Source organism: Mesorhizobium sp. WSM3862 (genome assembly GCF_002294985.1).
GTDB lineage: Bacteria > Pseudomonadota > Alphaproteobacteria > Rhizobiales > Rhizobiaceae > Mesorhizobium.
The window spans coordinates 12776-36325 of sequence record NZ_NSGE01000017.1 but is presented as its reverse complement, the minus strand read 5'-3'; the positions used below and the strand labels follow the sequence as shown (position 1 = coordinate 36325).

25 protein-coding genes are annotated in these 23550 nt (G+C 61.9%); 14 read left to right on the top strand and 11 right to left on the bottom strand.

The genetic code is table 11. The features are described 5' to 3' along the window. Nucleotides 1–82: 82 nt before the first annotated feature. From CK224_RS30060 to CK224_RS30045, 4 genes are all read left to right on the top strand, one after another. Nucleotides 83–2392 (top strand): M15 family metallopeptidase, encoded by a 2310-nt coding sequence (locus tag CK224_RS30060; RefSeq protein WP_176478060.1) that lies wholly within the window; start codon nucleotides 83–85, stop codon nucleotides 2390–2392. 79 nt (nucleotides 2393–2471) lie between these two features. After that, complete coding sequence (locus CK224_RS30055) at nucleotides 2472–3089, top strand: hypothetical protein (RefSeq protein ID WP_095784310.1); 618 nt, start codon at nucleotides 2472–2474, stop codon at nucleotides 3087–3089. A 190-nt stretch (nucleotides 3090–3279) separates the two neighbouring features. Then, nucleotides 3280–3774 (top strand): hypothetical protein, encoded by a 495-nt coding sequence (locus CK224_RS30050; RefSeq protein ID WP_095784309.1) that lies wholly within the window; start codon nucleotides 3280–3282, stop codon nucleotides 3772–3774. 143 nt (nucleotides 3775–3917) lie between these two features. Then, nucleotides 3918–5114, top strand: a complete 1197-nt coding sequence (locus CK224_RS30045) for a hypothetical protein (RefSeq protein WP_141245911.1) — start codon at nucleotides 3918–3920, stop codon at nucleotides 5112–5114. Between the two features lie 154 nt (nucleotides 5115–5268). Here CK224_RS30045 and CK224_RS30040 read toward each other — a convergent pair whose 3' ends face one another. Continuing rightward, entirely contained in the window at nucleotides 5269–6084 is an 816-nt protein-coding gene (locus tag CK224_RS30040; protein ID WP_095784307.1) for a hypothetical protein, read from the bottom strand. Between the two features lie 116 nt (nucleotides 6085–6200). Here CK224_RS30040 and CK224_RS30035 point away from each other — a divergent pair, with 116 nt between their 5' ends. From CK224_RS30035 to CK224_RS29985, 9 genes are all read left to right on the top strand, one after another. Then, complete coding sequence (locus CK224_RS30035) at nucleotides 6201–7367, top strand: SH3 domain-containing protein (RefSeq protein ID WP_095784306.1); 1167 nt, start codon at nucleotides 6201–6203, stop codon at nucleotides 7365–7367. Between the two features lie 77 nt (nucleotides 7368–7444). Further along, a complete protein-coding gene (locus CK224_RS30030; protein ID WP_095784305.1) occupies nucleotides 7445–7792 on the top strand; it encodes a KTSC domain-containing protein in 348 nt (115 codons plus the stop codon). A gap of 20 nt (nucleotides 7793–7812) precedes the next feature. Then, nucleotides 7813–8169 (top strand): hypothetical protein, encoded by a 357-nt coding sequence (locus CK224_RS31090; RefSeq protein ID WP_141245910.1) that lies wholly within the window; start codon nucleotides 7813–7815, stop codon nucleotides 8167–8169. Between the two features lie 10 nt (nucleotides 8170–8179). Continuing rightward, entirely contained in the window at nucleotides 8180–8884 is a 705-nt protein-coding gene (locus CK224_RS30020; protein ID WP_095784303.1) for an SOS response-associated peptidase, read from the top strand. A 12-nt stretch (nucleotides 8885–8896) separates the two neighbouring features. Continuing rightward, the gene (locus tag CK224_RS30015; RefSeq protein ID WP_141245909.1) at nucleotides 8897–9907 is read left to right on the top strand and encodes a hypothetical protein; all 1011 of its coding nucleotides are present in this window, start codon (nucleotides 8897–8899) and stop codon (nucleotides 9905–9907) included. Between the two features lie 446 nt (nucleotides 9908–10353). Continuing rightward, entirely contained in the window at nucleotides 10354–10680 is a 327-nt protein-coding gene (locus CK224_RS30005) for a hypothetical protein (protein WP_141245908.1), read from the top strand. Then, nucleotides 10680–11057, top strand: coding sequence for a DUF805 domain-containing protein (locus CK224_RS30000; protein WP_095784300.1), 378 nt, complete (start codon nucleotides 10680–10682; stop codon nucleotides 11055–11057). The genes CK224_RS30005 and CK224_RS30000 overlap by 1 nt, the downstream gene beginning before the upstream one ends. A gap of 13 nt (nucleotides 11058–11070) precedes the next feature. Further along, nucleotides 11071–11379 (top strand): DUF6804 family protein, encoded by a 309-nt coding sequence (locus tag CK224_RS29995; RefSeq protein ID WP_095784299.1) that lies wholly within the window; start codon nucleotides 11071–11073, stop codon nucleotides 11377–11379. Between the two features lie 1434 nt (nucleotides 11380–12813). Further along, nucleotides 12814–14244, top strand: a complete 1431-nt coding sequence (locus CK224_RS29985; protein WP_245426338.1) for an NAD-dependent succinate-semialdehyde dehydrogenase — start codon at nucleotides 12814–12816, stop codon at nucleotides 14242–14244. 64 nt (nucleotides 14245–14308) lie between these two features. Here the strand turns inward: CK224_RS29985 and CK224_RS29980 are convergent, their stop codons facing one another. Continuing rightward, the gene (locus CK224_RS29980; protein ID WP_245426333.1) at nucleotides 14309–15055 is read right to left on the bottom strand and encodes a GGDEF domain-containing protein; all 747 of its coding nucleotides are present in this window, start codon (nucleotides 15053–15055) and stop codon (nucleotides 14309–14311) included. A 253-nt stretch (nucleotides 15056–15308) separates the two neighbouring features. Beyond that, entirely contained in the window at nucleotides 15309–16010 is a 702-nt protein-coding gene (locus CK224_RS29975; protein ID WP_095784295.1) for a thermonuclease family protein, read from the bottom strand. A gap of 130 nt (nucleotides 16011–16140) precedes the next feature. Here CK224_RS29975 and CK224_RS29970 point away from each other — a divergent pair, with 130 nt between their 5' ends. Continuing rightward, on the top strand, nucleotides 16141–16677 hold the full coding sequence (locus CK224_RS29970) for a hypothetical protein (protein ID WP_095784294.1): 537 nt from the start codon (nucleotides 16141–16143) through the stop codon (nucleotides 16675–16677). A gap of 43 nt (nucleotides 16678–16720) precedes the next feature. Here the strand turns inward: CK224_RS29970 and CK224_RS29965 are convergent, their stop codons facing one another. The 8 genes from CK224_RS29965 to CK224_RS29930 form a co-directional block, all read right to left on the bottom strand. Further along, nucleotides 16721–17266, bottom strand: a complete 546-nt coding sequence (locus CK224_RS29965) for a hypothetical protein (protein ID WP_095784293.1) — start codon at nucleotides 17264–17266, stop codon at nucleotides 16721–16723. Beyond that, nucleotides 17263–17826 carry a L,D-transpeptidase gene (locus CK224_RS29960; RefSeq protein WP_095784292.1) on the bottom strand — a complete coding sequence of 188 codons (564 nt, stop codon included), beginning with the start codon at nucleotides 17824–17826 and terminating at the stop codon, nucleotides 17263–17265. The genes CK224_RS29965 and CK224_RS29960 overlap by 4 nt, the downstream gene beginning before the upstream one ends. Before the next feature lie 55 nt (nucleotides 17827–17881). Continuing rightward, entirely contained in the window at nucleotides 17882–19045 is a 1164-nt protein-coding gene (locus tag CK224_RS29955) for an AAA family ATPase (RefSeq protein ID WP_095784291.1), read from the bottom strand. Then, the gene (locus CK224_RS29950) at nucleotides 19042–19677 is read right to left on the bottom strand and encodes a TadE/TadG family type IV pilus assembly protein (RefSeq protein WP_095784290.1); all 636 of its coding nucleotides are present in this window, start codon (nucleotides 19675–19677) and stop codon (nucleotides 19042–19044) included. The genes CK224_RS29955 and CK224_RS29950 overlap by 4 nt, the downstream gene beginning before the upstream one ends. 2 nt (nucleotides 19678–19679) lie before the next feature. Further along, entirely contained in the window at nucleotides 19680–20198 is a 519-nt protein-coding gene (locus tag CK224_RS29945) for a TadE/TadG family type IV pilus assembly protein (RefSeq protein ID WP_245426331.1), read from the bottom strand. 5 nt (nucleotides 20199–20203) lie between these two features. Then, the gene (locus CK224_RS29940; protein WP_095784288.1) at nucleotides 20204–21709 is read right to left on the bottom strand and encodes a pilus assembly protein TadG-related protein; all 1506 of its coding nucleotides are present in this window, start codon (nucleotides 21707–21709) and stop codon (nucleotides 20204–20206) included. A gap of 69 nt (nucleotides 21710–21778) precedes the next feature. Further along, entirely contained in the window at nucleotides 21779–22075 is a 297-nt protein-coding gene (locus CK224_RS29935) for a hypothetical protein (RefSeq protein ID WP_095784287.1), read from the bottom strand. Beyond that, nucleotides 22062–23465, bottom strand: coding sequence for a type II and III secretion system protein family protein (locus CK224_RS29930; RefSeq protein ID WP_245426329.1), 1404 nt, complete (start codon nucleotides 23463–23465; stop codon nucleotides 22062–22064). Before CK224_RS29930 ends, CK224_RS29935 begins: the two co-directional genes overlap by 14 nt. Nucleotides 23466–23550: the final 85 nt, after the last annotated feature.

The window sequence follows — 23550 nt, the reverse complement described above, 5'->3', positions numbered from 1 at the left end:
ATCGCCAGCAAGATGCGCAGGGCCAATTGGAGCAAAGACTTCTTCTATGAACTCTTTACTCATATGCGATAGCCCTGGCTTCATGGTGGACAGCATCATCCTCCAAGCCGAGCAGACCAGCAACGAGGACCTCCTCACGCTCCTGGACCGAAAGCTCCCCGGCAAGGAACACGCGATGTCGTCGGACGTGGAGGTCAGCAAGAAGGTCTACGCAGCCCGCGAGCACATCGCCTCCAAGATGGCCTCCGCTGCAACCACCCTCGCGGTCCAGGCTGAGAAGGAAGACAAGGCGCGGCACAACTCGCTGGTCGCCGGGGAACTCACCAAGATCGACAAGGACCCGAACTACCAGATACCGGAAGACACCCTGAAGGAGATCAGCAAGCGCGACCCCGAGTTCCGCTCGAAGCTCCCAGGATATCGCCGCAACTTGGCTGGTGACGGCACCGCCGAGGACCCGGATGCGCTCCTGGAGGTCTACGCGCGGGTCGATGGCGGGGCGGGCGCGGCCTACGTGCTGGAGATGCGCAAGAAGGGGGTCATAAAGGACCCTGAGACGTTCACCAAAGCGCTGGACCGGGTAAGCGCCGTGGAGAAGGCCACCCAGTCGGACGGCATCCTTCAGTCGCCAGCCTACAGGGACACGGTGAAGCTGATCACCAACGCCACGGGCCAAGGCGATATGGATTACCTGGATCAGGTCCGAGGTCTCACCGACGATGGGGCGAGGGCGCTCTTCGACTACCGCACCCAGCTCCTCAAGTGGTCCCAGGAGAACCCCAATGCCGGCGTCCTGGAGCGCGAGAAGGCGGCCATGGACATTGGCAAGACTGTCCGCGACCGCATCGTTGCAACGCCCGACAGCAAGCAGCAGGGCACCTATCCGCAGCCAGGCGAGAAGCCGCAGCCGGCAGAGCAGCCGCAAAGCCCAGCAGAGGCCCCTAGCAGCCCCGCCAGCGAGCAGCAGCGCGTTGAGCAGCCGCCAGCGGCCGAAACGCCAAGCGATGCCTCTACGCCCCTGCCTCCTGGCCCGCGAGCGGACGCTGCGAACGAGCTGGCCCGCAAGTACGGCATCACGCCCCAGGCGGCGCATGACATGCTCCTGGAGGAGGAACAGAACGACGCCGCACCGGCTCCCGCTCCGACCCAACCCGAGGCAGCTCCCCAGACGGCGGACCCAACGCTTGATGAGGCGGGAGCCCCCAGTGGCTTCGGCACCATCGGCTCCATCTTCCGGGGTATCGGCTCCTTCCTGGGCTTCGGGGGTGGCTCTCAGGAGCAGCCCCGGGCTCCAGACGACCGCGGTTCCCTCCCAGAGGAGACTCGGACCCGACTGACTAACCTCCTTCAGAACCCTCCCATGCTCGAGGATGGAAGATCCTCCGCCGGCAATACTCCGGTGGCGCCTCTCCTCAACCTCATCGGGCACACCGAGGGTACCGACAAGGGGGAGGGCTATAACGAGACCCTGGGATACGGCGCATTCACCGGGGGCAAGGTCAACCTGGAGAGCATGACGCTCGACCAGATCGACCAGCTCCAGACCCGGATGCTCTCCCACCCGGACAACAAGTGGAACTCCTCGGCGGTGGGCCGCTACCAGATCATCCGGACGACCCTTCGGGACCTCCGGCGTGACCTGGGGCTCTCCGGCGATGAGGTGTTCGACAGGCGGATGCAAGACCGGCTGGGCATGGCCCTCCTGGAGAAGCGAGGCCTGTCCCGGTGGCAGTCCGGCCAGATGTCGGACGCGGCGTTCATGAATGAGCTGGCCAAGGAGTGGGCCTCCCTGCCTACCCCTTCCGGTCGCGGTGCCTACAACGGCCAGCGAGCGGCGGTCAGCCCTGGTGGCGTCCTCACGGCCCTCGGCCAGGTGAAGGGCGGGAAGGGCGTCCAGGTGGCGTCCCTAGACCCGTCAGCCGGCGTGGCAGAAGCCCTCGGGTCCGTCCCGAAGGCCTACTCCAAGATACCGCGTCAGGACAGCCAGGGTGAGGACCAGATCGCCAAGTTCATGAGGTGGAATTCCGATCCGGTGGCGAACCACGAGGCCAACCTGGCGAAGCTCAAGCCGAACCTCCAGTCCGTCATCAAGCGAGCCCAGGAGATCGGCGGCGTCAAGTTCGTCATCGGGTCCGGCGTCCGCGACGCTCAGGCCCAGAAGGATGCCGTCAAGTGGGGCTGGTCGAAGACCGAGGAGTCTGACCACCTTCATGGGGACGCCGTGGACCTCTGGCCGCTCGACAAGGACGGCGCGGTGGTCTTCGAGCCCAAGCTCCAGGCCCAGGTCGTCAAGGCCATGAAGCAGGCCGCCAAGGAGGCAGGCGTCAAGCTCGACATCGGGGCTGACTGGAGGCGGTTCAAGGACCTCCCGCACTTCGCCCTGAAGTCCTAGTCCCACCCATCGGGCCGGCAAGCCTCTGCGTCCTCCACCGGGGGCTGCTGGCCCGCCAATTCAAGAAGGAGACAGCCCAGTGCCTGTCATAGATATTCCATTCGACCGCGACGAGATAAATGACCCGAGTACCCTCCGTGCGATCATCGAGATAGACCGGGGGCCTCGACCGGAAGCAGCTTCCTTTGCACCGCCACAATGGGCCGGGTCCTACGGGGTCGTCCTCTGGGGCCAGGGCGACGTGCTGCGCTTCTGGGGTGCCTGCTGCGCAAAGAGCGACGATATCCTCAGGTCCTACGCTGTGCTGCGGCTCCTGGAGCGTCGGCACGGAGACGCCAGGCTCCGCATTTACTCCAAGGGGCTAGCAGATCAGCTCCGCCACGTCTCCGCCAGCCAAGGCTTCAAGGCGGATGGTAAGACCCCGTTCGAGGGCTTTGGGCTCCTAAAGCCCATTCAGGAGGCACGGGATCGGGGAGAGTGGGAACTGGTGCCGTTCAAGGCGCGGGTGGACGAGCCAGAGGGGTATCACGTTGCGGCTCAGGAAGCCAAGTCCGGCCTCCGTGTCGCCCTCGGTTTGCGCCCCGTAATCTCGACCCTCGCCGCCCAACACCGCGATCCTCTCAACTTCATTGCGGCGACGGATGCAGACCCCGACCCGGATGGCCTGGTGAGCCGCTTGGAGGCTTCCCGTGGATAGCGGCGGGTCTCCTCACGACATCGAACATCGCGCCGCCGCGCCGTCCGACCTCTCGCCGCGCCGCTGCGCCGCCCCAGGCTGCAAGAATCTCACCCAGCGCTCCGCCAGGAACGGACTCTCGGAGACCCTGTGCAAGCGACATGTCGAGTTCCGACGCCGCCACGGGACCCACTGGCGGAGGAGCTACACGATGGCAGAGCTGGGGCCGTTCCAGGCGGCGGCTCGGCGGTGGCTCAAGGCGCACCAGGGCGACCTCAACTTGGCCCAGGTAGTCGCTGCCCTCAATGGCCTCCTGGCCGGAAGCGGGACTGCCCGAAGTGCTCAGGACGCTCGATGGGCCGGCACCGAGGAGAAAGTGCGGAACGCCTTGGCGCGGCTCCATGAGGCCGGGAAGTCGGGGGAACAGCTCCTCCTGATCACCCTCACCGTGAAGGCCACCCAGTCAGCTCTCGGGCCGAGGGCCAACCCTGAGTTCCAGTATGTCCAGATCGCCAAGATGGCCCATCGGCTTGCCTCAGGGACCCATGTCCGCTCCGCCCTCTATGGAACCTTCTCTCGTTACCCCCGCGCGGAGGGAGCCTTCATGCGGCTCCTCGGGCAGACCATCGAGGATATTGCCGGGATCGTCGCGGACTCGGAGGCGGTGCGCGAGGTGGTGGAGGCGGCGGGGAGGCACGAGCGGTGACGCACTTTGACGAGAGATCGGACCAGGAGCACGACGCACCACTGGTCCTTCTAGGCGGAGAAGGCTTGGGGGAGGGCACTGTACCTCCTCTAACGCCCACCCTCATGCACGACCCTTGGCTGACTATCCGGGAGCCATCCCGCTTGGCCGACCTGGCGGCCTCCCTCCACGCCAAGCTTGAGGCCGCCTCCGCCCGCAACCCAAACCGAAAGCCAAGGAGCGACGCCGCCGAGCGCCGCCTTGCCATTGTCCAGAACCTTGTGGCCAACCTCGCACTGGTGGCCCTCCGCCATCCGCCAGGGACTCGCCTTGCCGTCCAGGCCGACAAGAAGGCTGCCACTCGCTACGACCGCAAGGACTTGCCGCGCGGCCCTCTCATCGACACCCTCAAGTCGCTGGCTGAGGACGGGCTGGCGCTTTACCACGCGGCGGTCTTCAAGCATCTGCGGACAACCGTCGAGCCCTCGGCACGGCTGCGCTCCATGCTGACCCAGGCCGGCGCATCACTGGAGGACATCAGCTGCGCTCCGGGTGGAGAGACAGTCATCCTCAAGGCGGTCGTCGGGAGGAACAGGCCGAAGATACTGGTGGACTACGCGGACACCGGCGAGACCCTCCGGCTGCGAGCCGAAATGCGGACCGTCAACGATGCGCTGGCGGGGGCCGACATAAGGCTCTACGGCGAGCGCCAACCGCCTGACCAGCTCGTCCGGGTCTTCCTGGTGAACGGCGCGGAGGCGCCCGCCACGTTCGATGGCCACGGGAGGCTCTTCGGAGGCTTCTGGCAGTCCCTCCCACGGGCGAGGCGGACTGGCCTCACTATCGGTGCGGAGCGCCTGGTGGAGTTGGACTATCGCGCGATGTACGTCCATCTGGCTTACGCCCACATCGGGGCGACCCTGCCGGCCGGAGACCCGTATGCGGTGGCAGGACTGGAGGAGCACCGGGACGCCGTAAAGAAGGCCGCCGCCTCCCTCTTCTTCCGCGATGGGACCTTGCGCCGTCTCTCTGGGGAACTGCGAGAATTGCTGCCTGCGGGGTGGACCGCCAAGATGCTTTCGGCGGCGGTGGAAGCCAAGCATCCCGCCATCGCTCACCTTCTTGGGACCAACATCGGGCCGAGTCTTGCCAACACCGAGAGCAACATCCTGGTAGCCGTCCTCCTGAGGCTCATCGGTCAGGGAGTGGTGGCGCTGCCCATCCATGACTGTGTGCTTGTGGCCGAGAGCGCCAAGGCGGCTGCCATGGCGGCGATGCGTGAAGAGTCCAAGCGGCTGGTGGGGGTGGCCCTGCCGATGGAGGAGAAGGCTGGCCAACAAGTCGCTGCTATAGGGAAATAACTCGCTGCTAAAGGGCTCCAGGTGGGGCCTTAGGTATTGGAAGGCCTCCGCCCCGCCTCATCGTCGGCCCACTTGGAGTAGGTGCTCAATGTGACTGCTTTTAGCACCGGACTCTCGCATTACCTTGAGGTGACGATGAGGGCGAAGCTCTCTATCAGCTAGGGGTCTGTTGCACCGGGATCACCGTGAGGGGGCGCTTGAGGAACCCCGGCGACACCGACCAGCCCTTGTGGGCCTCTTCTGGTTGCTCCGTGGCGAACATCAGGACGGCGAACGACTGCCGGAAGGTGGCGAAGTGAGCTGACATCGAGCCGTCTTCGTCGGGCACCACGCTAGCGACGCGAAACTGCTCGCCCACCTCGAAGTTGCCCTGGCGGAGGGTTCGCCCTGGCCCGCACATAGCCAGGAACTCTTTGGGCAGGGCATCTTGGTAAGCCTGGAGGTTCGAGTACCATTGGATAGCCACAGCTCCTGAGGCCGGCAGGATGCGCCCAGTGGTCGCGGTGTGCAGCGCAAGGCCGAGCTTCGAGGCAAAGACCGTCATAGACTTTGCAACGATGGGTCCGTCGATCCGCACGAAGTTCCACGAGGGGAGCCGAGGCGCAATGTCTCGAAGGCGGTGCAAGGTGGCAGCCTGGTTCCGGTCCGGTTGGAACTCTTGAGCAAACCCCGGGATGCGGCACACCGAGTTGATGAGCTTCCGGACCTCCTCCCGCCCAGCCTCAGTCTTTGGGTTCGGCATCATGCGGCTAAGGGTGGCCGCCACCAAATCGGCCTCACGCGATGCCTCGTTGCATTCCTTGCATGCCCCAAACTCCAGACCTCGGGGGCGGTGCTTACCGTCGAAGATGCTGCGGGGCGGGTAGTGCTCAACGGTTTCACTCGGCGTATCTCCGCCGCAGAAGATGCAATACGGCTGGTCTTCCCTGATCCGCTGCGAGAATGTCTTTCGCTGCTTTGCTTCGCCCATTCGAATCGTCCCGCCTCCGAGAAATAGAGTCCACGCCGAAATTCATTATCTTCGCAACAAGGATTCGACAACTTCGGCTCGCCAACGCTAGACTTCGATCAGGGGTGCTTGGGGCCATGTTTCGCGTTTTCTCGATCCTGATTCTGTTGTGCAGCGTATCGACGCTGCTAGCTGCTACGTCCGCCCGCGCCGGGTTACAGTTCCAGGCGGGACAGACTGACGGCGGGCTCCGCTACATTCTGGTATCAGGGGATTTTGCCTACCAGGATGATTTGTCGGTCTTTGAGGCACTGGTGCGTTCCAGCACCTCCACGGCGGTTACGTTTCATTCCCCCGGCGGCAACATCCAGAAAGCTATGGACCTGGGTCGGCTCATTAGACGGATGGGTCTGGCGACCGCACAGTTTAGAGCCTCTGAGTGCGAGTCAGCTTGCTCGTTGGCCTTCCTTGGCGGCGTGATACGCTTTGCCGAGGCGGGCTCGATAGGCGTCCACAAGTCATCGTTTCAGGGCGACGTTCCCTTCACCACTCAGGAGGCGGTCTCCGCTGTCCAGCAAATCACGGCCGACGTCATCACCTACATGATCGAAATGGGCGTGGACCCCGCTCTTCTTCAGCTCTCGCTGCAGTATGACAGCAACGACATCCGCTACCTCTCCATGAGCGAGATGGCGAAGTACAGGGTGGTAACATTCGCGCCCGGCGCAGGGCAGTCAACCGTGGCAAGTGCCGTGCCAGCTCCGACGCTGCCACCATCGCCCGCGCCGACATCGACCTCCGCGCCTGTACCGCCGGCCACCCCGTCGCTAGTAGTTCCAGAAGCCCATTCCGGCCGAATTGGACATCCCAAGGGTTCCGCACCCCTCAAGGCATTGCCGGAGGGAAAGTCGACTAACGTAGCGGTGCTGCGGAATGGAAGCCCGGTTGCAATCCTGGCCACCGCCGGCCGCTGGTACCGAGTCCAGGCCGGGAACCAGATCGGCTATGTGCACGACACCTGGGTCCACGTCGATCAGTACGACAGCGGGCCATTTGGACGACGCCACATACAGGTCAAGAGCTTCGACAACTACGCCGAGGCCGAGGCCTACGTCCGAAGATCGTCCATACCCGTCTCCGCCTATTTAGCCACCAACGGGTGGTTCGCGATCACGCTCGACAACACCTATGACGAGCCAATGGCCAGCACCTTGGTCAGCGAGATGAAGGCGCGGGGTGCGATACCCGATGACGCCTACGCGACCTTCGGTAACACGTACGTTCGCAAGGTGTGCTGCCAATAAGGACGGCCAAACGTCAAGGAGTCACGATGACAGCGACATGTGGGACTTTCCATCGCCTAAGCGGAGCCATTGTAGCCATGAGGGTACGCGCGGCCATTGCCGGAGTCGCGTTGGTGGCCGCCTCAGGGTCGCTGTCCGCCGAAACCGTAGACGTGAAGTATCGAGGCCTCGTGGACCTCGCCAAATTCAACTGCACGGGGGAGTTAGACAGCAGCTTGGTCAAGCGCGTGTGCTACAACCCCGAGCACTCTTACATGCTCATCCGCCTTAAGCAGACTTGGTATCACTACTGCGAGATTGACCAGGGTACGGTGGACGCGCTGCTAGCCGCAGAGTCCAAGGGCAGGTTCTACAATTCGAGCATCAAGGACTCGGGGACGGGCGGCAAGTTTAGCTGCCGAGACAAGCTGGTGCCTGAGTTTTGAATGCAACCCTGGGGGTGCCCATGAAATGGCTTTTGTCGATTGCCTTGCTAACGTCATCGTGTGCTGCTTCGTGGGGGAAAGAGCCGTTTGCCATCGCCGGCCTCGGAACAGGCAGTTGCGCCGAGTTCGTAAGAGTTAACCCAACCGACAAGTCCGCAGAAGGCATGGCGGTGTTGTCGTGGGCTCAAGGCTTTATGAGCGGCATGAATATGCTTCACATGGCTCACAAAGAGCCGTTACGGGATCTAGGGGAGGCGACCCCAAAAGCTCAACTGGCTTTCTTGTTGAACTACTGCGACAAGAACCAACTTCATGACTTAGTTCGGGCCACTTTGTCCCTCTATGGGGCATTGCCGGAAATCCCGCAGAAGGACTAGGTCTTCCCGCATGTGCAACCTCTACAACATCACCACCAGCCAAGACGCCATACGCGAGTGGACCCGCGCCATGCGGGACATCATGGGCAACCTTGAGCCCTCGCTAGATGTCTATCCCAACATGCCGGGCGCTGTGGTCCGTAACGCTCCCGATGGCCAGCGCGAGCTTGCCAAGCTGCTCTGGGGCATGCCTACGCCGGCAGAGCGGGTGAAGGGCAAGGCGGACTACGGCACCACCAACATCCGCAACCCGCAGTACGCTCACTGGCAGCAATATGTTGGCGTTGAGAACCGCTGTGTGGTGCCCGTCACGAGCTTCGCCGAGCCGAGCCCCAAGCCCAACGACAAGGACCCCGAGACCGGCATTCAGCGAAACTACTGGTTCGCCCGAAGTGAGGACCGCCCGCTATTCTTCTTCGCCGGCATGTGGACGCGCTGGCAGGGAGTCCGGAGGGTCAAGGACGGGCCGGGCGACTTCGAGCTTTACGGTTTCCTCACGACTAAGCCCAGCGCCCTCATAGCGCCCATCCACGAGAAGGCTATGCCGGTGATCCTCAACACCCGCGAGGAGGTGGAAACCTGGTTCACGGCCCCGTGGTCCGAAGCGCGGCACATGCAGCGGACAGCCCCGGACGATGCCTTGGTGATTGTCGAGAAGCCGGCGACGCAGATCAAGTTTCCACAACAAGCGCCTGCCCAAAGGTCGTTGTTTTAGGGGCAGAGGAACATGTCATACATTCTTGAGGACTCAGCGAGAGCCGTCTCAGAGGACAGCATTTCCCGTCGCCAGTGTTTCGCCTGTGGAGGCCCACCCAGTTCAGGGCGCGGCGAACATGTCGTTCCGCAGTGGTTGCAAAGGCAGTTCAAGCTGGCCAATCAGCGCCTTACCCTTATCAACCAAAGCTTGATACAATATCGACACTTAACGGTCCCGTGTTGCGTAGACTGCAATACGGGCTTCTTATCAAGGATAGAGAGTGCCGTTCAGCCGATCTTTCGACACGGAGCACTGCAATCCATCACCGAAAAGATGGTGGTGGGGCGTTGGCTGGCAAAGATACTCATCGGCCTACTTGTCAAGGAAACTAGCCTGCTCTTTGACCGCGCGAGGCCGGAGAGCGGGCCGATTGTCTCCTCAGAGTTTATCGAGGAACTGCATCATTGCCACTTCCTGATGCAAAGCGCCCGCAAGCCGACCGTATTCCGGTGCCTGCACGGTGACCTCCCGTTCTCGCTTTACCACTTCAAGATTGCCGACGGAGGAGAAGACTGCTTCGATTTGTCAACGAACATCTTTGGGCAGTCCGTGGCTGTAATGGCCGGGCAGTTGGGGGTTTGTTTCGTTAGCGATGGTGGGCTGCAAATGGAGGTCGGGCCGCTAGGACCCTTCAACCTCGCCGGGTCAACGGTATCCCGCACACAATTCAGAGAGCTGGCGGCTCGGGTGCATTACAAGGCGGCATTGCGAGATGCTACTCATTTCTACCTGACCGCCGAGAGCCCAGAGGCGCTCCAAGTGGATCAAGTTAGAGTGGCCCCCTATTCTAGAGGTTTCCTACCGGGTACTGAGGAAGTCCGAATTTTCCGAGACTGGAACGATGAAGAATTTAGCTACGCCCTGGCTAATGCCCTTCGCACTACGCGGTCAGCATTGTTAGATGAGGCAACGGGACGGTGCGGTACTACGCTGTTTGATAAGGAGGGAAATCTCGCAGTAGTTTCGTTTCAAGGCCGCTAGCTGTCTCTCTGCTCAATTATCATCCTTCCACATCACCCGCCGAACCATACGGACCCCGACGAGCCGCCTCACGCGTATCTTCACGCCCTGCGCGGCGCTAGGCAGTAGAATGTCCACGTCGAACTCCCGCCGCCTACACCGCTCGCACCGCATATGCCGCTCCACATCCCAGAAGGGAATGTCCCCCATGAGGTTGAGGAGGTCGCCGGGGAGGTAGTGGCGGGTGATGTTGCAATTGATGCAGCGGACGCGGATTAGCTGCCCTATGTCATGGGCGAGGCTTAGCGTTTGGACAAGGCGTCGGGTTCGGCTGCTGGGCTCGGGCATGTCCACGGATAGGAACATATTCCTTGCGAAGTCAACTCGGCCTTGGCAATTTTGTTTCGACCCAACAAGGCTTGAAAAAGTTGTGATCTTTGAAAAGCGTTTTGCTTGTGGAACTTGAGTTGGCGCATATCGCGGCGATACAAACGACCCAGGCCATAGGGGGACGAACCGTGCAAGTATTCTTTGTGATCGCTTACTTCGTTATAGGGTTCATTCAGCTTTTTGCTGTCGCAGATGGTGTCGGACACGCCTTCAGCTTCGGTGGGTTCGCGAGTTTCGTCATCGCTGGGTTTCTTACGTACATACCAATAGTCGGCGCGGGGTTTGGAGTTTACGGCGCTGTGACCGTGTGGGGCTGGCCGATCTGGCAAGGGGTTGTGCTGTTCTTTTGGTATGTGATTGCCGCCATGGCTCTTTCTACCCTCCAAGCTTTTGCTCGCCGATAATGGCCGTGGCCGCTCACGAGGACTGGTTCTCGGGGACCATACGCAGAAATCGGCAGAGCTTCGTGCTGGCCAATCTGCTGCTTGTTGGCGTGCTTTTCTTTGTCGTCGTGGTGCTGTGGATTTTCTCGGCCTCCGCGCGAAACGGCTACCTGATCTTGCTCCTATTTGTCGTACCTTTTGTGATCTGCCAGTACTTTCTCACCGGCCAGCGCCTCCGCGATATGGGGGTGACCGGGTGGCTCGCTCTTCTATGGCTGCCCGTCGGGGTCGCCGACAAATACATAGGAGGCGCTGCCTCATTGGCGTTCGTGCTCATGCTATGTGTTGTGCCAGGTACGGAAGGGCCAAACCGGTACGGACCAGATCCCCTCGCATAAAACGGCTACAAAGATGACCAAGTACCAAGCTGCGTTGATTCCTGCTGCCTTACTTGTCCTAGCGCTGGCCCCGTGGCCTTACGCGTACTACCAATTGCTCAGGATTGTCGTCGCAATATGGGCCGCAGTCATCGCTTGGGACCAATATCGCCTTGCCAAAAGTTGGACTCCGTGGGTGATTTGCTTTGTAGCGGTGGCGGTATTGTTTAATCCCCTTGCCCCGATCTATCTCACCCGCGAGATTTGGGCAGTCCTTGATTTGGCGGGTGCTGCCGCTTTCGCAACCTATGGGGTGACTGGCTTACGGGGCAAGCCTGAGTAGTTCAGGCTTTGCTGGGCGGCGGCCGGCTGGCTATGACGCACACCACGGTCGTGGAGTAGGGGGGCAGCCTGTTGCGCCGCAAACAAAGGGCACAGCCAGGCCTTCGGCAATCAGCACGTCACCTACATCCTGGCCATTGGCAAACAGCGAGCCGCAGCTCCGGCCATAGTTGCAGCGATCGGTGCCCTCGGTCCCTGGGAAACAGGAGCAAGGGATCATCTCCAGTTCGAGCTTCGCGGAAGCGACCAACTCTGTGAGACGTGCCTTTGCTCGACGCCCAAGCTCCGCCTCAACGGCGCACCTCGGCTCGATGCTTTCGGGAGCATTGAAGCCAACCAGCCGGGTTCCCTTGGCAGCACCGTCGAGCCGGATGGTGTCGCCATCCGTAATGGTAAACTGTGTTCTGGCCAGCGGCACCCTGTCCCCTCCGCCCGACCTTGCAAAGGACGGCATGCTTGGCCAGTTGATGTGCCCACCCTTGACGACATACGAGTAGACCAAGGACCCGACGACCAGGGCCAGAGCGAAGCCAAAGGTCCTTACGAACCTGGACGCCAGGTAGCGGGCCTCACGGGCCCAGGGGTTTCGCCTGCGGCGCTGCCGCCAGAACGCCGATGGCGGAGGCCTGTTCGGTCGCATGTGGGACGGTGCGTGTGTGATAGGCGGTGCGTGGGTGATAGGCGGTGCGGGGCCCACGAGTTCGTGGAGCTTTGCCCACTGCTTCGCGCTCAGCCGGGTACGCGGGCCGTACTTCACCAATCGGTCGCGCATGTCCACGAGGAATTGGCGTTGCCATTGGCTGAGGTGGCCGTGAACGAGTGCGGCCTCGATACGGGACTTCAGATCGTCCTCGTGCTCCATTCCCCTTGCCCCACGCCTGTCTGACAATACTGTGCTGCGTGCTGGGTGTGAATAGGCTCGGGACCGCAGGCCTATAGGTTGCACATGTTGCGGCAGACTGTTATGGGACGAGACGCGTTAGTCCTGAAAAGCTCTTTGTTTTCAATGCTGGGGTGCCGCCTTTGAGGAACTTCAATCCTCTCTCGCAGCACCAGCCTATCCCTTTGATTGGGAATAGCTATCTGACTTTCTTGGTTTTTTCGGCGCCTGTCTGGTACACAGGGGTGGTGTTAGCTCGAGACTGTCTAGACCCTGGGCGATGGAAGACGACCGGCGTCTATTACCTTCGACAACGCGCCCCTCCAATTTGATGATTTTCCGCTGGACGGAAAGGTCGGTATTCCCGTGGCGAAGACCACAAGAACGGTTAAAGCTGGGAGACCCAAGGCCAAGAAGCTCCAACGATCACGCTCAGTCCTTGAGAGGCGCGGACGTGCGGAATACATCTTGGCCTTCTGCAAGGTCAGCCTTTGAACGAGGAGACTGGTATTGCCCCTGTGCCTGCCGATCCTGCGCCACCTGAAATCCCCTGACCTGTTCGGCGCTATCGACCGTGTGCCGGCGCTTGGCACGCCGGTTGGCGGGAGCACGTTCGAGGTCTTCAATCCATCGACGGGCGAATTGCTGGCGGAACTTCCCGACATGGGGATTGCGGAGACGCGCGCGGCGATCGACAAGGCCTATGCCGCACAGGCCGAATGGGCGGGGCTGACGGCCCGGGAGCGCAGCGAAATGCTGTGGCAGTGGCATCAACTGATCGTCACCCACACCGACGATCTCGCGGCGATCCTCACCGCGGAGATGGGCAAGCCGCTCGCCGAAGCCAGATCGGAAGTCTCGCATGCGGCGGCGTATCTGCAATGGTATGCCGAGGAGGCCAATCGCATCTATGGCGAGACGATCTCGGCACCGTCGACGGACCGCCGCATGCTGGTGATCAAGCAGCCGATCGGCGTCGTCGGCACCATCACACCATGGAACTTTCCCGCATCGATGGTGGCGCGCAAGATCTCACCGGCGCTGGCGGCAGGCTGCGCCATTGTGCTTAAGCCTGCCGAACAGACGCCGCTTGTTGCAGGTGCCATGTTCGCGCTTGCCGCCGAGGCCGGCTTTCCCGATGGTGTTGTAAATCTCATTTATGCCTCGGAGGGTGCCGCGGTGGGGTGCGAGCTCTGCCACAATCCCAAAGTGCGCAAGATCAGTTTTACCGGCTCGACCGAGGTCGGACGCCTGCTCATGCGCCAGTGCTCGGACCAGATCAAGAAGGTCAGTCTCGAGCTCGGCGGCAATGCGCCTTTCATCGTCTTCGACGACGCCGACATCGATGCCGCCGTGGATGGGGCGGTCCAGGCGAAGTTCCGCAATGCCGGCCAGACTTGCGTTTCGGCGAACCGACTTTACGTCCAATCGGACGTTCATGATGAGTTCGTCGACAAATTCGTGCGGCGGGTCGGCGAGCTTCAGGTCGGTGACGGTTTCGATCCCGGCGTCGCCATCGGCCCGCTGATCGACAGGCGGGCGCTCGCCAAGATCGAATCCCACATCGCCGATGCCGTGGCAAAGGGCGGCGCGATCCGGTGCGGCGGAGGCCGGATCGCCAGAGACGGCACGTTTTTCCAGCCGACGGTCCTTACCGACGTTTCCAGCGCCATGACGGTGGCGCGGGAGGAGACATTCGGGCCGTTGGCCCCCGTCATCCGTTTCGAGGATGCCGATCAGGTCGTGCGTGAAGCCAACGACACCATCTACGGACTAGCCGCCTATTTCTACGCATCCAATCTGAAGCGCGTCTGGCGTGTGGCGGAGGCCCTGGAATACGGCATGGTGGGCATCAACACCGGGCGCATGTCCTCGGAAGCAGCACCCTTCGGTGGCGTCAAGCAGTCGGGCATCGGGCGGGAGGGGTCCCGCCACGGCCTCGAGGATTATCTGGAGATGAAATATCTCTGCATGGGCGGCATCTGAGACGCAGAGATTTGAACCGCAGCTCGCGCCAGGTTGTCGGCGGTTTGGCTGCTGGTTGCGCCGCTCAGTTGTTGAAATGGGACAGGTGAAAGTCGGTCTCGTCCTGCAAATCGGACAATCCTTCCTCGGCCGAGCGGAACATGTCTTCGAAAGCCAGCTCCTGCTCGAAGACGACGCCGCCGGCGCGGATGGCGAGCACGTCCTTGTCGCCTTTCGGTGCGAAATAGATCTGCCCGACCGCTTCCCGGATGCGATTGCCGATCTCCTTGGCGTCCTCCTCGGTCGCGCCCGCGAGGAAAACACCGAACATCGCGGTTCCGATGCGGCCGATCAGATCCTCCTTGCGCACCGAGGACCTGATGGCGCCGGCGATCAGCCGCAAGGCTTCGTCGCCCCATTCGAGGCCGAAGCGCAAATTGATCGCCGATAGATGCTCCGGATGGATGACGAGAAAAGCGCCGGAGCGCGGCCCGGCCGGTCTGGCCGCTCGCCTGTCGACCATCGACGTGAACACGGCCCCGTTGAGGCAGCCGGTCAGATGGTCGTAGGTGCCGGATCTGGTGAGCTCCTGCCGGTAGCGGCGGATCTCGACCTCTCTCCAACCGAGCAAGGCAAAAAGCGGCAGAGCGATGATGATAGGCAGAAGGGCGGCCGTGATGACGCTGCGGCCGAACGGCGTCAACGCGTCGCTGAGCAGCAGCAGATAGTTGAGGCCGAGCGACAGGCCGACGCAGCCGGCGGTGCCCAGGAGCGTCAGCCAGACGACATGCTTCCAGGCCTCTGCCGGCGCGGTCTCGGTTTTTATACTCACTGGCCAATCTCCTGTTGGACGCATTGGCTTAAAGGCGGTGTGTTACGATTTCCGTTTCAGCGTGGCCTACAATTTGAAGGAAATCAGTGTCTTTCTCCCTGGATGGCGCCGGCGGCTGCGGCCCGGTGCTCGCTTCGATGTGATTCGTCGCTGAAACGGGTCAGCGCTTGGTAGGATCGCCGAGCTGCTTTAGCCATTCCGTTTTTACGCAATGCCGCAGGGAAGGCCGTTGCGCGCCTTTTTCGGGTATGCCCTATTGCGGCGGGCCGAAGACACCCATCTCGGCAGCCCTGGCGACGGATTCGGCTTTGCCGTAGATGCCCGAGGGAGACGCCATCGCCCAGCCATTGGCAACCAGCCAGGCGCCGACATCCTGTTTGCCGAGCATGCACGGCGCGGCGATGGCAAAACGGTCTGCATCGGGCGGCAAGACGCATTTGAGCGCCCGGCCGCGCAGCCAGGCATTGAAGGCGGCGCGGGCGCGCTGCCCGCAGGGCCAGATGACGTCGCCGAATGCGCAGGTTTTGGCGGGATCGACCTCGATGGTCCCGCTGACGATCACCCTGCGCCCCATGGCCTCGAAGATCGCCGACGAGGTGGCGATCGGGCGATAAAGCAGCGTCTCATGCCAGTCCTGCGGCATCGACGTCTTCGGCGGCACGGCGAGGCCGAGCTCGCCGAGCGGAGGGCGGGGCTCGATGCGCTCGATCCTCGCCACGTCGAGCGGCGGCGGAGCGATGAGGTGCTCGGCTATCCTGCGCGCCGGCTGGCCTGGCCGCGTGTCGTGGACGGCGATGCGCGAGGCAGGTCGGGCCTCGCTCGCGACCTGGGCAGGCGGGGAGGGGAGGCCCGGCGGCAACCAGTGCCTCGACGCGGCGACCAGCAGCGCGCCGGCGACCAGCCCGAGGCTGCCGAGCGTCGTGGCAAGCCGGCTGGTCGATTTCGCCTCGCCCAAAGCGCGCCTCGTCGTTTCACCGGATCATACATTAGGCGGCGATGACATCGCTTGAAAAGCAAGGCTTTGCGTTAAGTCTCGCGCAACCAATGCGGCCTACAATCGAGCATCGGATGTCGAGGGGGATGACATGACGCGCAAGCCGACACTGCTCTTTGCTTTCCCGGCTTTCATGCTGTTCCTGCTGGCGGCGGAACGGACGGCGACGTTTCTGCTCGGAACCTATTCGGCCAGCCCGGCCATGTGGCGCATCTGGCTCGAGCTGCGCCCCTTCTCGACGATGTTCTGGCAGCAGGTGGACTTCTATCTCGGCGGCTCGATGGCCGTCGATGCCGCCGTCATCGTCGTTGCGTCAGGCGTCTGCTGGATGGCTTGCCATGCCAAGAGATCCGCCGGCTTTTTCCTCGCCAACCATGGCGCGCTGATGTTCGCCGGTCTGATGATAGCGGCCGGCAGCCGTTCGGAAACGGCGAGCACGATCGCCAATTTCACGGCGCCGCGCGGCTTTCAATTCTCGCTGGCGATCGACTTCAGCTTGAAAAACTGCATGGTGCTGTGCCTTGGCCTTGCGGCCTGCGCCTATTGCCATGTCGCCTTCCTGCGCGAGGCGAGGCTGCGCGCCGAAGCCCGCGCCGTCCGCATCCTGGCGCTGCAGCGTGATCTGTAGACCGTGCTGATCGGAATGCCTTCCGCTATCGCCCGGTGACGCGTCAGTTGATCTTCTTGTAGTAGACCTTACCGTCGGCCTGCTGGATGCGCTGATAGGACGGATTGGGTCCGGGCGGCGCGGCCTTGCCCTTGAATGCCGGCGCGCCGACAGAGGGGTTTTCACCTGCCGAGGCCTCGGCCACGGTCGTGTTGGCGAAACTAGGCTCTGGCGCCCGCGGCATTTCGGCATCGGCGGCGACGGGCTGGCCCTGCTCCAGCCGGGCAATATTGCCGTTGATCTGGCCGAAACTCGCCTGCAGCTGCCGGTCCAGCGTCTCGAACCGGCTCTGGAAGCCGTTGTTCACGGTATCGATGCGCGCGCCGATCCGCTGCTCGAACTGACCGAGTTGGTCCAGCCGCGCCTCCAATGCCCGCAGGTCGTTGACGCCGCGATAGAGATAGATGGCGGCGGTGACGTTGATGGCGGTGACAAGGACCGCGCCGGCCGCGACCGCGCCGATGGTTCTCGCCCGACTCGGCCTGCCCGGCGCCTTTTCCTGTTCGCTGAGTTCGATTGCCGGAATATCCGGCTCGCTGATCATCGTCATTCAACCACCACCTTTGCGCCCACCGCGACGCGCTTGAAGAGATCTATCACATCCGTGTTCGTCAGCCGAAAACATCCGGACGTGCCGTCGAAGCCGACACCTTTGGGATCGTTGGTGCCATGGATGCGATAGAGCGTGTCGCGGCCGTCGCGCGACAGATAGAGCGCCCTGGCGCCAAGCGGATTGTAGGGACCGGCGGGCACCATCGCCGGCAGATCCGGCTGGCGGACGCGCATTTCTTTGGGCGGGCGCCATTCCGGCCATTCGGTCTTGGCTGCGACCTTGACCGTGCCGGTCCAGCCGAAGCCCTCGCGGCCGACGCTGATCTGGTAGCGCAGCGCCTGGCTCTTGTTCGTGACCAGATAGAGCGCTTTCTCGTTTTTGCGGATGATGATGGTTCCCGGCTGCTCGCCGGTCTGGAAGGCGACCGTCTTGCGAAGGCTTGGGCCCATGGCCGGAAGCGGGGGCAGCCCCGATCCGGCTTCCGCGAAATCACAAGGCACCGCCAGCGCGATGCCGATCAGGCAGGCACCGGCGAAGCCTGTCGCTATCCGCCGCATTTGCTTTGTCGCAATTTCGGATGGAAAACCGCTGCGCGGATCTCCTGGAGTTGCTCTAGCGCTGGGCATTGTCCAGCCGCTCCTTGAACATGCGCTTCAGGTCCTTGTTGAAGCGGGCCCGCCCGTCCACCTCCGAGGGCAGTATGGCGCGGTTCAGCGCATCGGCCAGCAGCGCGTTGTCGAGCACCAGCGACTTGATGTGCGGCGCCTTGAAGATCTTCTCCAGCTCGCTGCGCGAGAAGTGGTTGCCGAACCATTTGCGCTTGTGCTTGTTGGCGACCAGCGTGATCGAGACGCCGTTGCCGCGCAATTCGCGGATCTTCTTGTAGAGCCGCTTGCCCTGCCTGAGCGAGGCGACGTTGAGCTCGAAGACGATGAAGATCTCGTCGCTGGTGCGCAGCACCGACTCGTGCCACGGCGTCTCGATGTTCGGCAGGTCGATAACGATGTCGTCGAAGCGGTAGGCGACGAGGTCGAGCAGCCGGAAGACGAAATCGGCGCCATGCGGCTCGAACGGCAATTGCGGCCGCTCGAAGGAATAGAGCGTGAGGCCGGACGGCCGCGACAGCTTGATGACGTCCATCAGCTCGACATCGAGCCGCTCCGGCTGGCCGATGATGCCGGCAAGGTCGAACTGGTTGAACTGGTTGAGATAGGCGCCGCAATTGGCGCTCTGGAAGTCGAGGTCGACGAGGCAGGTCGAGGCCGCCCGCTCGGCCGATTTCGAGGCGAGATGCTCGGCCGCCGAGATCGCCAGGGTGGTCGCGCCGGCGCCGCCGCTGGCGGCAATGAAAGTGACGATCCGGCTCTTCGTGCCCTGGTTGCCGGTGTCATGGAAGGTGACGGCGTTGAGCAGTTCCTTGGGGTCGAGCGGTTTGTGCAGCCAGTCCGACGCATTCATGCGCACCAGCACCCGCGTCTGCTCGGACGTCAGCTCGCCCGAGACCGCGATCAGCGGCACCGAAGCCCAGGCCGAGCGCGCCTCGACCAGCGCATTGTTGCCGAGCAGCTCGCCGTCACCGAGATCGAGGATGATGATGCCCGGCCGCGCATCGACCGGCGGCCCCTTTAGGAACTCGACCGCCTCCGAAACCTTGACGTCATAGATCGCCAGCGCGTCGAGCCGCGTGGTCACGTCGTGCCTGAAATTCGCATCGGACGAAAACAGCGCGACCTGCTTGCGTTTCGTCGGCAGCACTCTGGTGTCGATCGCGTTCATGGCGCGTTGGTCTTCATATCTTCGCCCGTGACCGTGCTCAGCATGGAGGGCATGTTGACGTTGGCAAAGCCCATTAATTCCTGGAGGAAGAAGAACTGGAAGGTCCGGTTTTGAAGGCTGACGGTGATCGTCGGAATGGGACCGCCGAGCCGGGTCTGGTAGCCAAGCCCGGTCGCCGTGTAAGTGACCACAACGTTGCTGCGCAGCAGGCCGGGGAAAAAGTGACACATCCCAGGTCTCTGGCCTGCAGCAAGCGTCGGGCAGCTATTGTCATTGGTGACGGCCGTGTCGCCTCGGAAGATCCTGCTGAAAGCCGTGGCGTTGAAGGTGCCACTATTGGTGCACGAGCCATTGGCTCCTGTGTATGAGCAGGCGAAAGGACCATATGCACCGGCCACGACTGGAGCGCCAGGCGTCGTTGTCGGTCCGGCAGTGGTTAGATTGCTGGCCACCGGATCTGAAACCGAAGCCATGCGAGCTCCGATTTGGACCGCTTTCGTAGCTGCGTTCCATTGGTAGAAAGCATAGCCAAAATCGACGAAGCCGAGCGTCAGCGCAAAGAGCAGCGTGGAGACGATGGTCGCCTCGACCATGGCGGCGCCGTCCTCGGAGTTTGCGAAACGCTTCATCATCGTCAGAATCGGATCAACCGCTCGTCGTGGAAGCCACTCAATGTGATGGGACCAACACCGATCAAGGCAAGCATTCCGACGCCTGCGTAGGCGAAGGTGCCCGCTGCCCTGACGGTGCATACCTGTGCGGTGGTGGAGCGATAGCGGGTTACCCCTGCGACAACGGCGTCATAGCAGGCGAAGGTCGTGGTCACCGTGACATTCGCCGTTTGCCAGCCGCTGATTCGCGCGTTCCCTGCGCCCGTCGGGTTGCCGAACACGGCGATATTTGCAGCAGTATTCGCGCAATTGATCGTCAGCCCGGCATCGGTATACATCTGGCTATTGCAGCGGGCGGCAAAGCGGGCGGCATCGGTCAGCCCGGCTTCCATCAAAAGCTTGTCGTGGATCAGATTGCCGAACTCGAAAACGCCAGCTGACAACACAAGCATGAGCGGCGCAACAAGAGTCATTTCAACCAGCACAGCACCACGCTGGTCTTGGCGAAATTTTGTGAGGTGTCGCGCGACTAGCCGGAACATCGCCGTCACCGGTAGAGCTGCGCTTCATCGCGCAGGAAGTTGTCGAGCGTGCCGCGGCCGCCCTTGCCTGTAATGTCGATCAGCTCGACATAGATATCCTTGCTGTCTTTAATCGGCTCGGTGATGAAGAAACTGCCGAAAGCATGGACGGGTATGTTCGTGGCGCGTCCGTTGAAACCGCCAATCGCTTGGCAATCAATGATCGCCCCGTAAAGGATGCGGCGGTCCACCGTCGTAACTGGTGTTTGACTGCAGGATGGATTGCCGGTCTCGCCGCCGACAGACGCATCCCCGACAATGCTGTCGTTTGTCGCGGGGTTTCCATCGGGGTTGAGCTCATAGCGGTACATTTCATAGCGTGTCGCGCCTACCAGCGACGAAGATAGAGCACCACGCGTCGGATGGTTCACTGTCCAGTAGCGGCTAGCATTCCAGTCACCAGTACCCATGCGGCCGCCCATCATGGTGCAAGTGCCGGTCATCTGGCAGGAGTCGCGTTCGAGACCTACACCCCGGTTGACGTCTGTTTCGAAGTCGGTTTTGCCACTGTTGCAATTGATGCTCTTCAGACCCATCCGGACGTTGGCGGCCGGGCCGTTCACGCTGCCGATATAGCTTTTGCTAATGCCAAATCGCGCGTTCAACCCATCTTGCACTGGACCGGTGCTCTGACCTGGTTCGGTATCGACGCCATCCTGGGCGTAGCATCCGACCGGCTTGACTCGAGCAAGCGATGCCTCCAGCGCCTGAGCGCCATTGCCTTCCGGCGAAGCAAGAAAGGCGAAGTTGCCTGGCTGATAGAAGCCGTTGTCTCGCAACAGGATCTGCCGACGGCGATATTGCTGAGAATTCGCAGCCTGTTCGAGCGTGATCCCACCGGCCGTATTGGTGCCGTTGACCATCTCATAGGGATTGCAGATGAACACCGGCGTATAGTCGCAAACGCTGGATCGGAAACCGGCAACAGAAACTGCGCCGACATTGAAGCCATTGCTGGCGGTATTCCCAGTCAGGAACGAAGCCGGAAAGATAGCTGCGAACCCGGTTGGCGCGACCGTTACCCGGATGAATCGCGTCTCCAACTCGCCTGTAGCTGGATCGGTGTTAGCATAGTTTGCCGTAGTAATGGCGACGTTGTCGTTGGGAAGGCTTTTCAGGAAACACCAGGAGATGTTTCCCGCGCTGTTGCAGCGCAGTGTGCCGCCAGGTTGGCCCGACGTTAGCGTGAACCTGCCATTCGGTGCGGCCGTCGAAAAATGGCCCTCGTTGCTGACCAGTGTCGCCATGGCGCGTTCGGCCCGCGCCCAAGCGCCAGTGGTGCCGTCCAGCTCAGCCGCGCCGGCAAGCGCCAATGCATCGGCGCCTTTCTGCAGGTCGTTGTGCATGTTGTTGACCCGGCTCATGTCAATCGCCAGCAGCGAAAAGCCGATGATTGCCGGCAACATGACGCTGACGAGTATCAGCGCTATTCCCCTCTGATCGTGCCAGAACGCGCGAACAATTCGCAACATGGCCCTACCCTTTACCCCTTGGTGTCAGGCTCCTCGCATGCCTGGTGCAACCGCTTCCTTTCGTTCAATTCACTGTGTAGTCACCGCACCCGCGTTGCCGACATTGACCGTGATGCTGGGCGGCGGCGGCGGCGCCGGTGGAAGCTTGTATTTCTGAGCCACGGCGACCGAGCGTGCTCCGTCACCTTCGATCTTTGTGTTGTTGGAAACCGGGTTGTACGGATCGACAGTCTGCAGCAGCTGGTTGGCTCTCTGCGAGTCGCCCGACGCCAACGTCATTGTGTCGTAGTTGTTCAGATAGTCCGCCGCGCAGCCGGCAAGCAGGCTGGAACCGAAAAGGACGAGCAGGAGCTTATTTCTTGACATAGACCAGCTTGTCCTTCGATTTCACATCCAGCATGTGGCCATAGGGGCCGGTGACGCCGTCGCCCAGCTCGTATTTCCGGATCATGTCCTTGCTGACCTCGAGCTGGCCGAGCAGGAACAATTCCGGATCGTTGGACGGCTTCGTCTTGTCGAAAGGCGTCGCAAGCTGCTCGCCGGGTTTCGTCGGCCGCACCAGATGCGGCGTGACGATCACGACCAGCTCCGTCTCTTCCTTCTGCGTGCTCGAATTCTTGAAGAGCGCCCCGATGATTGGCACCTGGCCGAGCCACGGCACCTGTTCCTGCAGCCTCGTGTTCTTGCTGGAGAGTAGACCGCCCACGGCGAAGCTCTGGCCGTCGCGTAGGTTGACTGTGGTCGCCAGCTTGCGGTTGGTGAAGATCGGATCGCCGGCGGGGGTGAAGCCGGTCAGGTCGCTTACTTCGGGGGCAAGCTTCATATGGATCTTGCCATCGTCGAGGACCACCGGCGTGAAGTTCAGGTTAACGCCGAATTGCTTGAACTGGATCTCAATTTCACCCTGGCTATTGACACTGCGGATCGGCACTTCACCGCCGGCGTTGAAGCTGGCTGTTTCACCGGAGACCGTTGTAAGGTTCGGTTCGGCCAGCAGCCGCACCAAGCCCTTCGACTCGAGCGCTTCAATGTACATGTCAACTTTGACGTTGCTGTCGATGACGCGCGTGAGCAGAGCTCCGAACGGGCTGGAGTTGGACAGCAGGCCGCTGAGCAAAGTACCCGACCCGAGCACCGCACCATCTTCGTCCACCGCGGCAATACCGGTTCCGACCTTTGTCGTGCCGCTCCTGTTCGTGCTCTTGAAAGATACGCCGAGATCGCGGCCGGCATTGCGCTTGGCTTCCAGGATTCGCACCGAAAGATTGACCTGCTCGCTGTCATCGATAGTGACTGCGTTGATGATCGACTCGGGTCCATATTGCTGTGTGACCTCGACGATTTGCGCGAGCGTCGCGGCGTCCTTGACGTGGCCGCTCAGCCGAACCTTGCCGTTTATCGAGCCGATTTCAATGCGCGCTTTCGGCGCCACCTGGCGGATCGCGGCCGCCATGTCGCTGACATCCTGGCCCACCTCGATCTGGATGGCGCCCAAGGAGCGCTTGTCCTCGGAAAACAGATTGACCGTGGTGGTGCCGAGGCTTTTGCCAATGATATAGAGCGTCTTATCGGTCATCGGCTGGGCATCGGCGATCTTCTCGTCGCCAACGACGATGTCGCCCAGCGTGGCGTTGACCTGAATCGTGGCGGTTTGAGAAACGGGCACGAACACGCGGTGCAGGGATGGGCTCGACACGTCGATGAAGCGGTCAGCGGCGCGTACCACGGAACTGAGCGATAGCAACGCGCAGCACATGGTGAAAGCGGCGGCCGCCAGTGATCTCCGGAACACACGCATCTACACTAACCCCCCTGCCGGCTGATTCGGAGTCCGCTATCCT

Bases quoted from the DNA above. Each gene is read 5' to 3' on its own strand.
- CK224_RS29955 (WP_095784291.1), bottom strand. From the start codon at position 19,045: ATGAACGCGATCGACACCAGAGTGCTGCCGACGAAACGCAAGCAGGTC.
- CK224_RS30060 (WP_176478060.1), top strand. From the start codon at position 83: ATGGTGGACAGCATCATCCTCCAAGCCGAGCAGACCAGCAACGAGGAC.
- CK224_RS30035 (WP_095784306.1), top strand. From the start codon at position 6,201: ATGTTTCGCGTTTTCTCGATCCTGATTCTGTTGTGCAGCGTATCGACG.
- CK224_RS29960 (WP_095784292.1), bottom strand. From the start codon at position 17,826: ATGCGGCGGATAGCGACAGGCTTCGCCGGTGCCTGCCTGATCGGCATC.
- CK224_RS29965 (WP_095784293.1), bottom strand. From the start codon at position 17,266: ATGACGATGATCAGCGAGCCGGATATTCCGGCAATCGAACTCAGCGAA.
- CK224_RS30020 (WP_095784303.1), top strand. From the start codon at position 8,180: ATGTGCAACCTCTACAACATCACCACCAGCCAAGACGCCATACGCGAG.
- CK224_RS30040 (WP_095784307.1), bottom strand. From the start codon at position 6,084: ATGGGCGAAGCAAAGCAGCGAAAGACATTCTCGCAGCGGATCAGGGAA.
- CK224_RS30000 (WP_095784300.1), top strand. From the start codon at position 10,680: ATGGCCGTGGCCGCTCACGAGGACTGGTTCTCGGGGACCATACGCAGA.
- CK224_RS29950 (WP_095784290.1), bottom strand. From the start codon at position 19,677: ATGATGAAGCGTTTCGCAAACTCCGAGGACGGCGCCGCCATGGTCGAG.
- CK224_RS29930 (WP_245426329.1), bottom strand. From the start codon at position 23,465: ATGTGCTGCGCGTTGCTATCGCTCAGTTCCGTGGTACGCGCCGCTGAC.
- CK224_RS29945 (WP_245426331.1), bottom strand. From the start codon at position 20,198: ATGTTCCGGCTAGTCGCGCGACACCTCACAAAATTTCGCCAAGACCAG.
- CK224_RS30015 (WP_141245909.1), top strand. From the start codon at position 8,897: ATGTCATACATTCTTGAGGACTCAGCGAGAGCCGTCTCAGAGGACAGC.
- CK224_RS29995 (WP_095784299.1), top strand. From the start codon at position 11,071: ATGACCAAGTACCAAGCTGCGTTGATTCCTGCTGCCTTACTTGTCCTA.
- CK224_RS29935 (WP_095784287.1), bottom strand. From the start codon at position 22,075: ATGTCAAGAAATAAGCTCCTGCTCGTCCTTTTCGGTTCCAGCCTGCTT.
- CK224_RS29940 (WP_095784288.1), bottom strand. From the start codon at position 21,709: ATGTTGCGAATTGTTCGCGCGTTCTGGCACGATCAGAGGGGAATAGCG.
- CK224_RS30050 (WP_095784309.1), top strand. From the start codon at position 3,280: ATGGCAGAGCTGGGGCCGTTCCAGGCGGCGGCTCGGCGGTGGCTCAAG.
- CK224_RS30030 (WP_095784305.1), top strand. From the start codon at position 7,445: ATGAGGGTACGCGCGGCCATTGCCGGAGTCGCGTTGGTGGCCGCCTCA.
- CK224_RS29970 (WP_095784294.1), top strand. From the start codon at position 16,141: ATGACGCGCAAGCCGACACTGCTCTTTGCTTTCCCGGCTTTCATGCTG.
- CK224_RS31090 (WP_141245910.1), top strand. From the start codon at position 7,813: ATGAAATGGCTTTTGTCGATTGCCTTGCTAACGTCATCGTGTGCTGCT.